Genomic DNA, 11937 nt, shown 5'->3' with positions numbered 1-11937 from the left:
GAATACCGAGTTCAGACCTTGAAAGTTGCTTAATAAAAAATATGTCTAACTTTTCGGGGTCACTTCACATCGTTTCCACCTGCTTTTACCTAATGGGCATTTTGGCCAGGCCCATTGATATTTTATTTTTATCCTTCAAGAAGTAGATCTTCTGGATTTTCAAGAAGTTTTTTAACTGTGACCAGGAATCCTACCGCTTCTTTCCCATCAATGACACGATGGTCGTATGAAAGTGCCACATACATCATCGGACGGTTTTCCATTCTTTCCGCGTCAATCGCCACTGGACGTGTCTGTATCGTATGCATTCCCAAAATACCTACCTGGGTACCGTTCAAAATCGGTGTGGATAAAAGGGAACCAAATACTCCTCCATTTGTGATTGTAAATGTTCCTCCTTGCAGATCGCTCAATGCCAACTTATTGTCTCGCGCTTTCTTGGCAACCTTGAGGATATCATCCTCAATTTCTGCAAAGTTTTTCCGATCGCAATCGCGAATGACTGGAACTACAAGACCTTCATCTGTAGAAACAGCTACACCTATGTCATAGAATTTCTTTAATACAAGCTCGTCGTCCTGCAGCTCTGAATTGACAGCAGGGAATTTCTTTAATGCCGCTACAACTGCTTTTGTAAAGAATGACATGAACCCAAGCTTCACATCATGTTCCTCATAAAACTTGTCTTTTTTCCGTTTCCGTAATTCCATAATTGCAGTCATATCGATTTCATTAAATGTAGTCAACATAGCAGCAGTTTGTTGTACTTCAACAAGCCTTTTTGCTATCGTTTGGCGGCGGCGGGAAAGTCTTACACGCTCAATTGGTTTGCCTGGCTCATCCTGTACAGTAGCAGCAGGTTTTGCTTGTGGAGCAGGTGCTGCCTGCTGTTGTGGTTGATTTGAATAGGATTCGACATCCTGTTTACGTACCCTCCCGAGCGGATCGACTGTCGGGACTGATGTTAAATCAATGCCTTTTTCTCGGGCCAGCTTACGTGCAGCCGGGGAAGCGATTGGGCGATCTTTTGTTTCTTCCGCTTGTTTTTCCACCTGTTGCGCGGCAGGCTGAGCAATTTCTGGCTGGTTTGCTTTCGTCTCTTCTGCTGCTGAAGGCTGTTCTTGACTTGGTGCAGAGTCAGCGGCCGTATCAGACGCTGATGCACCTTCTTCAACAACTGCAATCACATCACCAACGTTAACAGTCTCTCCTTCATCTGCTTTCAACTCTTTAAGTACTCCTGCTTCTTCTGAGATGATTTCCACATTTACTTTGTCAGTCTCAAGCTCAACAATGTATTCCCCTTTTTCAACATAATCGCCAGGTTTTTTTAACCATTGCGCGATTGTCCCTTCCATGATAGATTCTGCAAGTTCAGGTACTTTAATTTCGGCCACTTTAAATCCTCCTCTAATAATTGCACATGAATTCAAAAATCATTCAGATCTAGTAAATACTGATTGTACGATACGGCTTTGGGCTTTTCTATGGGCTCTAGGATCACCTTCCGATGGACTTGATCGTCTACGGCGTCCTTCATATCTAATATCTACACCTTCCGGCCTTATGTCTCTTATATAGGAAATGACATGCAGCCAGCCGCCCATATTTTTAGGCTCCTCTTGCACCCAGACAATCTCCTTCAGATTCGGGTATCGGGATAAAATGTTTGCAATTTCATTTTTCGGGAATGGATAAAGCTCCTCGACTCTTAAAATATGGAGCCAGTCAACGTCTTTTTCATCTTTCAGATGCTCTTCAAGGTCTATTGCTATTTTACCGCTGCATAGTGCAACTCTTTCGACCGCTTCATAATTTTCTCCCAAGCCTTTCTGCTCAATGACTGACTGGAAGGATCCTTCCGCCAAATCACTTGCTTCTACCGAAGCCAGAGGATGTCGCAACAGGCTCTTAGGTGTCATGATTACCAAAGGTTTAACCTCATCTTTGTTCAAAATTGCCGCTTGCCTTCTTAAAATATGGAAATATTGCGCTGCATTAGACAAGTTGGCAACAATCCAGTTGTGCTCTGCTGCGCTTTGCAAGAATCTTTCTACACGTCCGCTTGAGTGCTCAGGACCCTGTCCCTCATAACCATGCGGCAAGAGCATGACCAACCCGGATTTCTGTCCCCACTTGGCCCTTCCGGAGGAAATAAATTGATCAAAATAAACTTGTGCCATGTTGGCAAAATCACCAAACTGAGCTTCCCATATAACCAAAGTTTCCGGAGCAAAGACATTATAGCCATATTCAAATCCTACTACACCAGCTTCAGTGAGCGGACTGTTATATAATGCGAACGAAGATTCAACCCCTGATAAGTGGTGCATCGGGATATACTCTTCACCGGTTTTAATATCATGAAGCACAAGGTTTCTTTGTGCAAAAGTACCGCGTTGGGAATCTTGGCCTGTCATTCTTAGCGGTGTACCATCTCTTAGGATCGAGGCAAAGGCCAAGGCTTCCGCATGTGCCCAATCAATTTTCCCATTATCTTTTATAACATCTGCTCTTCTTTTTAAAATTCTTTCAAGCCTTGGAAAAACGTTGAAATCTTCCGGCCACGTTATTAATTCCCGATTAATCGTCTCCAAATCATCAATATTTACTGCAGTATCCATTTCAGGAAGTTTTATAACGTTTTCAGGAGGATTCATTACAATATCAGGATTGCCTTCAACTTTCGGTAAATTATCATACGCTTTTTGTAAATTAGATTGTATTTCCAGATCATTCTTCTGGACTTCCTCTTTTGTCAAAAGCCCCTCCTGGATTAATTGTTCCGCATAAATCTCTTTGGAAGTAGAATGCTTCTTAATGATATTGTACATTAGCGGATTCGTGACCATCGGCTCATCCATTTCATTATGGCCAAAACGGCGATAACCGACCAAATCAATAATAAAGTCTTTATGAAATGCCTGGCGGTATTCATGGGCCAAAACAGCCGCGGCCAAGACAGCTTCCGGATCATCGGCATTAACGTGCACGATAGGAACTTCAAAGCCTTTTGCTACATCAGAGGCATACAATGTCGAACGTGAATCACTGCTTTCCGTGGTAAATCCAATCATATTGTTGGCAATGATATGGATGGAGCCTCCAGTGTTGTAGCCCTTCAAACGGCCCATATTTAGGGTTTCCTGCACAATTCCCTCACCAGGGAATGCGGCATCCCCATGAACAACTATAGCTAGGCAGTTGTCCATGTCTTGTTTAGGATAGCCTGATATCTTACGGTCTTCCTGAGCGGCGCGTGTAAATCCGTCCACAATCGGATTGATGACTTCAAGGTGGCTCGGGTTGTTGGCAAGTGTGATTCTTGTGGTAGCCGTTGTACCGCGCTTCAATTTCCTGTCGGCTCCAAGGTGATATTTAACATCTCCCGTCCAGCCGTATGTGATCCCGATCGATCCTTCCGAGGGGATTAGTTCCTTATTAGGTGCATGCTGGAATTCAGAAAAAATCAATTTATATGGCTTTTGAAGGACATGAGCTAAAACATTTAAACGTCCGCGGTGTGCCATTCCAATATTGACTGTCCTGGTACCGGTTTCTACTGCGTGGCTTATGATTTCATCCATTAATGGAATGAGCGTTTCCAAACCTTCTACGGAAAAACGTTTTTGTCCGACAAAAGTGCGGTGGATGAACTTTTCAAACCCCTCTACCTCTGCAAGACGGGTCAATAAGTTGATCTTTTTTTCTTTACTTAGTTCTACATAGTAACTGCCTTCCTCGATTTTTTGTTGGAGCCAGTTCCTTTCATCCAATTCATGGACATGGTTATATTCAAATGCAAGTTTTTTTGTATATACATCTTTTAAATGATTGATTGCATCCAGACCGTCTTTTAAATTTGATGGAGCATTCGGAGAAATAAACGAAGCAGGAATTTGCTTCAAATCTTCTTCAGTCAAATTATATTCAGAAAGCTCAAGCCTTCTAGTGTTTTTGTCCTTCCTGCGAATAGGGTTAATATCCGCGATCAGGTGCCCGTATGTACGAATATTATCCGCATATTTTACAGCGGCAACGAGCTTGCTAAGCCGGTTGTGCGTCGCAGGCATTTGGAAGGATACATCAGCCTGCCCTTCAGTCGTTTCAACCTGCTTGGCCGTCGCCGGTGCACCCCATTGATCAAATGCTGCTTTCATTTCAGCATCGACACTATCTGGATCTTTGAGGTATTGTTCATACAACTCCATTACATAGCCAAGATTCGGCCCAGAAAATTGTGCCCAAGGCGATTCTTGATAAGACGCTTGTCTGCTCATTTGCTAAAAACCTCCATCATGAAGCTCTTAATATATTTTTAAACCGGCTGATATATTTTTCTATGGCCGGCCAAAAAAACCGAGTCAATCTAATCCAAACCTCAAGTGCAACTCCATTTTATCACTGCATAGAATTAAGTAAAAGATAAATGTCGTTTTTTAGACAAAATTGATCAAAAATATGCATCATAATGATGTTTTATACGCTTACGTTCATAAAAATCACTATCCTGTTACATATTTGTGTCAATTTTTCCATATACAATCTTACTACTCTTCAAGAAAAATTCAAACATATTGCTTTTTTCCCGTTTCTTTTGACGGCCAGCCTGTTTTGTTGCGAGTTTTCCACGTCACGCATATACTATTACGATTTATTAAAGGGGGTGGTTGAGTGTTTCCATGGGGAAAATTTCCTTTTAATGATGACTTTAAAAAAATGACGGAACAAATGAAACCGGATGACATCCAATCATATGTAAATGACATGATAAAAAAATACATCCCCTCCCAGTGGGAAAACTCGGCTGAAAATGAAAAAACAAGCCCCTTTACCTCCACCTCTTCGGAACAAACAGGGAATCACGAAAAGTTGGATGCAGCAGTTTTCGAAACTTTTGATTTTGTTTTCATCCGTATAAAACTTCAAAACGAAGAACAGCAGAAACACTTAAAATTTTTTCACACATCCAATCAGGCCATCATTGAAAATTTCTTTCAGATGGGTGATAGGCATACAATTACCCTTCCTTGCATTGTAAAAAGAAAAGGGGCCACCGCTTTAGTAAAAGACCTTATTCTTGAAGTGAAAATCCCCAAAAGTGTTGATTTGCAATATACCGAAGTGGACATTTCGGAAAAACTATAACTTGGAAAACAAATGTTGTGATAAAAAACGGAAACAGTGACATATTAACCTCTGATAATACGCAATTGAAAGGAAAAGGCATGACTACATTTGAAAAATTGGATTTTGGCCGTCAAGAAAACGAATTGACAGAAAAAAAATGGTCAATCATATCCATTGCATCCATTCCGCTTATCATGACACTCGGCAATTCCATGCTAATTCCAGTTTTGCCTTTAATGGAAAAAAAATTAAATATTACAAAACTGCAATCAAGTCTTATCATCACTGTCTATTCCCTAGTGGCCATTTTGTTAATCCCTATTGCAGGTTTTTTATCAGATAAATATGGAAGAAAAATCGTTATAGTCCCATCTTTGATTATTGCCGGAGTTGGTGGACTTATTTCTGGATGGGCGGCATGGAAGATGGATTCAGCCTATTTTCTTATCCTTATCGGAAGAATACTCCAAGGAATTGGTGCGGCGGGAGCCTTCCCTATTGTACTTCCGCTAATCGGGGATATGTTCAAGAGGGATAAAGATGTTAGCGCAACGCTGGGAGTAGTTGAAACATCCAACACATTCGGTAAAGTATTAAGCCCTATTCTGGGTTCGTTCCTAGCCGGAATCTTTTGGTTTCTGCCTTTTTTATCAATACCCGTTTTTTCGCTTATTTCAGTGTTTCTAATTATGTTCCTCGTAAAAAAACCCAAGGATGACCAACACGAGCTCTCCTTTGGACGATTCATCAAAAATACTAAACAGATTTTTTCCGAACATTGGCGTTGGCTCATGGCCGTATTCATCATCGGGGCTATCCTTATGTTTGTTCTATTTGGCATGCTATTTTACTTATCCTCCATTTTTGAAGATGATTACGGATATCGAGGAATCAAAAAAGGTCTCCTTCTGGCAATACCATTAGCAGCCTTGTGTATTTCTTCATTTTCGTCAGGGAAATGGATCAAGGATAGTCTGGCAAGGATGAAATGGACTTCTTTCTTTGGCATTATTCTTATGGGAAGTATGGTTGCAACTGCCTTTTTGTCAAAAAAATTCATTTTTTTAATTCTCGTCTTCACATTATGCGGAGCTGGAATTGGAGCCGCACTTCCCTGTCTAGATGCCATTTTGACACAAAGCATTGATAAAGAAATGCGCGGGACGATCACTTCGATTTTTAGTTCCATGCGATTTGCAGGAGTGGCTGCAGGACCGCCGGTCATTGCCATTATGATGAAGCAGGGAAATAAAGGTATGTTCTTAATGCTCTTAGCATTGAGTATAGTTGCAGCATTACTTGCATTCATGGCAATTAAGCCTGAAAAAGATAAAAAAGTCATTGGAACGAATCCCGCACTTGAGTGAAGGGCCTGGCTGTAGGCTTGTAGGAGCGAAAGTAGATTTTATATGGGGCCTTAGGGTGGATATATAAACACTGTAGCTTTCTTCGGAACGGTACAGGTACACGGCCCCCGATCATCATTACATCAGAAGAAATTGGAGCAGTCGGTGAACCTCATCCGAGTTTCCCGCTTCAACCGCGAAACAGACTCATGCCCGGTCCAATTTTACTGCTTCCCGAGTGGTTTACATGAAAAGATCGGAAAAAAGGCAAATGGAAAAACGTTGTTTTCCACCTGCCTTTCTTTATGCTTTCAGGAATGACCTTCTGGACTTTTTCACGCGGCACATTTTTTACTAACATTTATCAAGTGCATCCTTCAATGAAAAAACCGGTCCGGAACACGAATAATTTTTACATTTAAAAAGTGCAAAAGGCTGGTCTTCAATAAATTTTCCTTCCCACTCCTTATATAATTCCTGTTCTATTCCTTGAATTTCCACAAGAGTATTAAACGGCTTAAATTCCGAATTGTACTTTTTTCTGTAACTTTTTCGTTGAAACTCGTCATTTCCAGAAACAAAAATCTCTTCGCCTCCTTCATATTGGGCCATTACAGCCTGCAGCATATATATAGGTCCGCTGGGATATTGGCTGATTTCTTTTCCGAAAGCTGTCAAAAGACCGTCAACCCTTTTCTGAAGTTCTTCCTTGCCGGTCATTTTAGCCAGCCTCCATAGTTGGAAGGATGCAACGCTATTTCCTGATGGCTGGGCTTGATCAAAAATCTGCTTTTCCCTAATTATTAATGCCTCTCCTTTGCTACTTGTAAAATAATATCCGCCATGTTCCTTATCCCAAAATTGCTCATTCATTACTTCTGTTATTTCCTCTGCTTTTGTCAAATACTTAATTTTCTGGGTTGATTCATATAATTCTATATACGCCCAAAGCAAGTAGGAGCAATCGTCAAAATATGCATGGAATTTTACCTCTCCTTCACGATATCGTGAAAATAACCCTTCATTCAGCCAGAGTTTTTCCTCTATGAAAGCCAGTGCCTTTTCTGCTGCATGGATATACTTATCTTCATCGAAAGCAGACCCGGCTTTGGCCAAAGCGGCAATCATAAGAGCATTCCAGCTGGTCAGGACTTTGTCATCTAAATGCGGGTATGTGCGGCGTTCCCGGGCAGAAAGCAGCTTCATTTTTGATTCTTCGATCATCCGATTCAATTCATCCGGGTTGAATCCTTCAAACTTTGCAACAGACTCAATTTCATTTTGAATCAAATTCGGGATGCTTTTTCCTTTGAAGTTTCCATCCCCGGTAATGTCGTATAGTTCACAGAAAATCCTGCCTTTTTCTTCGCCAAGGATGTTACCCACTTCATCCCTGTCCCATACGTAATATTTCCCTTCAACGCCGTCGCTGTCTGCATCAATTGCCGAATAAAAGGCCCCCTCCGGACCGGTCATTTCCCTTTTGATAAAAGCAAAGGTTTCTTTGATAAGATCTCTCCATCGTTTCTCTTTCGTTATCAAATAAAAATCCGAAATGACATATATTAGCAGAGCATTCTCATAAAGCATTTTCTCAAAATGGGGAACAAGCCATATACGGTCGGTAGAATAACGTGCAAAGCCGCCGCCAATTTGGTCGTAAATCCCTCCATCGGCAATGGAGTGTAGCGTTTTTTCTGCCATCATCAACGCGCGCTCTTTCCCGGTCCAAGCATAATAGCTTAATAAGAACATGACTTGATGCGGCATCGGAAATTTGGGTTCGCGCCCGAATCCCCCAAATTCTTCATCAAATTGTTCCGATATTTGTTCATACGCCTGGTGGACAACATTCTCATCTATTCCCTGCTTCCCTGTACCGGATGCATACTCATTCAGCCCTTCAGTTATCTTTTCAGCAATTCCACTGATCCGCTCATGTTGATTCTCATATTGCTCATGTAGTTGCGGAAGGATATCCTGCATCCCCGGCCTTCCATACTTGCTCTCCCGTGGAAAATAAGTTCCCGCATAAAACGGCTTTTGTCCAGGTGTCAAAAAGACATTTAACGGCCATCCTCCTTCTCCCGTAATCATTTGACACACATTCATATAAATTGAATCCACATCAGGGCGCTCTTCCCTGTCGACTTTGATAGGCACATAATATTTATTCAAGAGTTCGGCGACATTGGGATCTTCAAACGACTCCCTCTCCATCACATGACACCAATGGCAGGTGGAGTAACCAATAGAAAGAAAAATTGGCTTGTCTTCCCTTTTCGCCTTTTCAAACGCTTCAGGCGACCATTCCAGCCAGTTGACAGGATTTCTTTTATGCTGCTGCAAATATGGTGACTTGGACATAATCAGCCAATTATATTCTATTGAGTAGCGATCCTCCGATAAAAAAGATTGCATATTTAAAACAGCCCTTTTTCTGTTATTTTTTGTATCCGTTCAGGGGCATTATCCCCTTTTTTCCCTTAGTTTAACTTTACCCTTCATAAACAATCATAAAAAATTCATTTTAGAAAAGGGAAAAAACACCTTTATTAAATTATTTTGGATACATACATAAACACTTTGGGGATTGACACGTTATGGAAATAAAATCGTATAATTTCTATTTTAATTGGGTAATCGGAAAATAGTGTGGAATTGTTTTCTGGCATACTCTTATTTAACAATCGCGCCCGATTGTTGAGGATCGTTGTTAAACTAAAACACCCGTTACTTTAAGTGAATTTCTTCATATTCTATGTATTCGTAATAAATATACACTATCTATGCTGAGGGCTGTATTCCAGTAAGTGGAGTAGTTGACATTCCATTTGACGAAGTAAAAAGTGTAATTTATCCATAAAATATTCTAAGTTTAGTAGTGCAGACCACTTCATTGGTGGCACTACTATTTTTTATATGTAGAATTGTAGATGTTTGGTATTTGTTGCTTGAAATATTTATACGGTAATTCATCATCCGCCTTAAATCAATGGCCTCTTTCATATAACACATTGTTAAACTAACCTGCCCTTTAGTTCAATAAGAAAAAGAGCCTCAAGTAGTTCAACGTTTTTCAAGTAAAGCCCCCGTTAGCTTAAGTACATTGTTTCACAAATAGATATTTTATTCAGTAACTCATCATCCATCATATTATTCCTATAAAATAAAAATAACGCCAACTTCTATTTAATAGAAATCGGCACTCTTCGTTTATTCGCTGTACACTTAGCGTGAGGGTTTTGGCGGTTGGCACGCGTCACATTTTCGCTGGAGATTATTTTTAAATTTCGTAAATGTTTTTTCAAAATTGCTACCACATGCACATTGAAATAGTAACTTTTGAGAAAAACCGTGATATTCCGTCGTTAGCAACTTACTTTCCGAATTTTTCTCAACAAATTCTTTAATTTTATCGATTGTCCATCGTTTATTCATTCTCCTACACCTCCATCGCTGATTATAAACAAGATAAGTATTTTCGATCAAAGTTTAGTTCTGATTAAACCACAGTCGATCTTTGTCATCAACATCGCCATTATAATTGATTAGCACTTCATCTCCTGCCTTTATATCTGTGAAAGCATAGAAGTCAAATGTGTGATTTCTAAAATTAATCTCATAAATTGCATTAGGTTCATAAGAATGGTTAAACAACATTCCATAACCAAGAAGAATCGCGGAATGATTTATCCCATACTCAAAAGCGTAATCAGCAAGTATGGTTTGCTCAATGTATTGATGCTGGTTGTTTGGATAAGAAATTACAGGTGCTTCATGTAAAAGCTCTCCTTTTTTGATATCACATGTAGCAAATACGCCTCTATTGAATTCTCCACCACTTAGTGGAGATGTTTTTATCTCAATCATTTTGTTCGCCTACCCACTTTTAAGATATTCTTTCTAACTGTAACATTAATTTGTACATTGAGCTCTTTTTATTTAAAAAAGAGACTCTCCAATAGTCTCATGTACTTGCTAACTACTTTCCATGACCTTTTGCATAATACCAAAAGATACATTTTTATTTAACTACCCTGCCCTTGAAGAAGAAAAATAGCATGACCGTTGCATCAGTAATGCACCCGTTAGTTCAACAATGATAGCTTAATTAGAATGGTCATAATTCCAATAATTTGCAATTTTTTCCGTTACTTGATATGATAAAGAAGAATTATTTTTGTTCGGTGTAAAGGATAGTATGAATATCAATTTTTCATCTTGATGATACTTTGGGCAATAATAGTAATACAATGTGTGGTAACGCACTGGGAGGCAACAAAAATGGAACAAGGTACAGTTAAATGGTTTAATGCAGAAAAAGGTTTTGGCTTTATCGAACGTGAAAATGGAGACGATGTATTCGTACACTTCTCTGCAATCCAAAGTGACGGCTTCAAATCTTTAGACGAAGGTCAAAAAGTAACGTTTGACGTTGAGCAAGGTGCTCGTGGACCTCAAGCTGCTAACGTTCAAAAAGCTGCTTAATCTTAAATCGTTTTTACAAACAGGCTCTTTAATTAGGGCCTGTTTTTTTATGTTCTCTGTATAATACTCAATAAAAAACCCTACTCAACGTTCGAGTAGGGAGATGGTACAGGTAATGGTAAAAGATTTAAAGCTTCAAAGGTTTGTTTACAGTATAACATACAGGATTAACAATATGCGGAATGTATAAGGTTATTTATTTTTCTTTTCGAATACAACTACATTTTATTCTTTCTTTTTTCACTACCCTGCCCGTTAGTTTAAGTACAGTTCTTCACAATCTCCATTTTCTTGTTCAACAATCTGGCCCTTTAATGGAATAACATGGTTTTAGTTTTTAAATAACTTTATTTTATGAAACAAAAACCCCTTGGATTAAACTGTCTCAACAGACCATATCCAAGGGGTTTCCAATTGGTGTTTACCAACCTATGCTAGACTTACTTATGTTTTTAAGACCTATGTTATATAAAGAGTTGAATGACTAAAAACAACCTCTTACTCGAAGGGTGTTTTTATAACAAGCAAAACCCCGGCACTGACCGGGCTTTGCTAATCGGAAAAAAACTCTCAGCCAAACACGACATTAAGAATTACATCGGTGCAGAAGCTCAAAATATGCAATTGCTTAAAAAGTTGAGGGGTTAAATAGAAGTAAACAGCCAATAATGTATAATGCCCTCCATTAACATTTGCACCTCCCCTCTCTTTTGAGGGGCTTTTTTTCTTGAATAGAAAAAGCCTGCTGAATTGCAGGCATAGATAGGAAACCGCTAAAGATTGTAGTGCAAATAATTAAAAGGGAATTCTCATTAACAAGCTTAATTTGAGTTTACTGTGATATCAGAGATACTACAATAGGTTAACAGCCTATTTTTACTTAATTAAAATCCTCGTTTCTACCAGACATTCTGTCCAATCGAATTCGACATGCTCCAATATATTATTAAAGAGTCGGCCGGCTTAATAC

At 39.6% G+C, this 11937-nt stretch carries 9 protein-coding genes; 3 read left to right on the top strand and 6 right to left on the bottom strand.

Annotated features, from left to right (window positions below; translation table 11 throughout):
• Positions 1 to 128: 128 nt before the first annotated feature.
• Both odhB and D4T97_RS20280 read right to left on the bottom strand, forming a co-directional pair.
• On the bottom strand, positions 129 to 1397 hold the full coding sequence (gene odhB / locus D4T97_RS20285) for a 2-oxoglutarate dehydrogenase complex dihydrolipoyllysine-residue succinyltransferase (RefSeq protein ID WP_126052607.1): 1269 nt from the start codon (positions 1395 to 1397) through the stop codon (positions 129 to 131).
• 39 nt (positions 1398 to 1436) lie between these two features.
• Positions 1437 to 4280, bottom strand: coding sequence for a 2-oxoglutarate dehydrogenase E1 component (locus D4T97_RS20280; protein WP_126052606.1), 2844 nt, complete (start codon positions 4278 to 4280; stop codon positions 1437 to 1439).
• Between the two features lie 394 nt (positions 4281 to 4674).
• Between D4T97_RS20280 and D4T97_RS20275 the strand changes: the two genes are divergently transcribed.
• Both D4T97_RS20275 and D4T97_RS20270 read left to right on the top strand, forming a co-directional pair.
• Positions 4675 to 5148: an Hsp20/alpha crystallin family protein gene (locus D4T97_RS20275; protein ID WP_126052605.1), complete on the top strand. Its 474-nt coding sequence runs from the start codon at positions 4675 to 4677 to the stop codon at positions 5146 to 5148.
• An 80-nt stretch (positions 5149 to 5228) separates the two neighbouring features.
• Complete coding sequence (locus D4T97_RS20270; protein WP_126052604.1) at positions 5229 to 6497, top strand: MFS transporter; 1269 nt, start codon at positions 5229 to 5231, stop codon at positions 6495 to 6497.
• 169 nt (positions 6498 to 6666) lie between these two features.
• Here D4T97_RS20270 and D4T97_RS20640 read toward each other — a convergent pair whose 3' ends face one another.
• The 4 genes from D4T97_RS20640 to D4T97_RS20255 all read right to left on the bottom strand — a co-directional run bounded on the left by D4T97_RS20640 (position 6667) and on the right by D4T97_RS20255 (position 10349).
• Complete coding sequence (locus tag D4T97_RS20640; RefSeq protein WP_164525671.1) at positions 6667 to 6837, bottom strand: hypothetical protein; 171 nt, start codon at positions 6835 to 6837, stop codon at positions 6667 to 6669.
• Positions 6831 to 8897 (bottom strand): thioredoxin domain-containing protein, encoded by a 2067-nt coding sequence (locus D4T97_RS20265; RefSeq protein ID WP_126052603.1) that lies wholly within the window; start codon positions 8895 to 8897, stop codon positions 6831 to 6833. The genes D4T97_RS20640 and D4T97_RS20265 overlap by 7 nt, the downstream gene beginning before the upstream one ends.
• 810 nt (positions 8898 to 9707) lie before the next feature.
• Entirely contained in the window at positions 9708 to 9917 is a 210-nt protein-coding gene (locus D4T97_RS20855) for a hypothetical protein (RefSeq protein ID WP_126052602.1), read from the bottom strand.
• A 54-nt stretch (positions 9918 to 9971) separates the two neighbouring features.
• Positions 9972 to 10349 (bottom strand): SET domain-containing protein, encoded by a 378-nt coding sequence (locus tag D4T97_RS20255; RefSeq protein ID WP_126052601.1) that lies wholly within the window; start codon positions 10347 to 10349, stop codon positions 9972 to 9974.
• A 414-nt stretch (positions 10350 to 10763) separates the two neighbouring features.
• Between D4T97_RS20255 and cspC the strand changes: the two genes are divergently transcribed.
• Complete coding sequence (cspC, locus tag D4T97_RS20250; protein WP_126052600.1) at positions 10764 to 10967, top strand: cold shock protein CspC; 204 nt, start codon at positions 10764 to 10766, stop codon at positions 10965 to 10967.
• The last annotated feature ends 970 nt before the right edge of the window (positions 10968 to 11937 follow it).

Source organism: Siminovitchia acidinfaciens (genome assembly GCF_003605385.1).
In the GTDB taxonomy this organism is placed as follows: Bacteria; Bacillota; Bacilli; order Bacillales; family Bacillaceae_C; genus Siminovitchia; species Siminovitchia acidinfaciens.
The sequence above is the reverse complement of the archived record's forward strand: the minus strand, read 5'-3'. Positions and strand labels throughout refer to the sequence as shown.

Excerpts from the sequence above, each read along its gene's own strand:
- D4T97_RS20270 (WP_126052604.1), top strand. The coding sequence starts at position 5,229 with ATGACTACATTTGAAAAATTGGATTTTGGCCGTCAAGAAAACGAATTG.
- cspC (WP_126052600.1), top strand. The coding sequence starts at position 10,764 with ATGGAACAAGGTACAGTTAAATGGTTTAATGCAGAAAAAGGTTTTGGC.
- D4T97_RS20265 (WP_126052603.1), bottom strand. The coding sequence starts at position 8,897 with ATGCAATCTTTTTTATCGGAGGATCGCTACTCAATAGAATATAATTGG.
- D4T97_RS20280 (WP_126052606.1), bottom strand. The coding sequence starts at position 4,280 with ATGAGCAGACAAGCGTCTTATCAAGAATCGCCTTGGGCACAATTTTCT.
- D4T97_RS20255 (WP_126052601.1), bottom strand. The coding sequence starts at position 10,349 with ATGATTGAGATAAAAACATCTCCACTAAGTGGTGGAGAATTCAATAGA.
- D4T97_RS20640 (WP_164525671.1), bottom strand. The coding sequence starts at position 6,837 with ATGTTAGTAAAAAATGTGCCGCGTGAAAAAGTCCAGAAGGTCATTCCT.
- D4T97_RS20855 (WP_126052602.1), bottom strand. The coding sequence starts at position 9,917 with ATGAATAAACGATGGACAATCGATAAAATTAAAGAATTTGTTGAGAAA.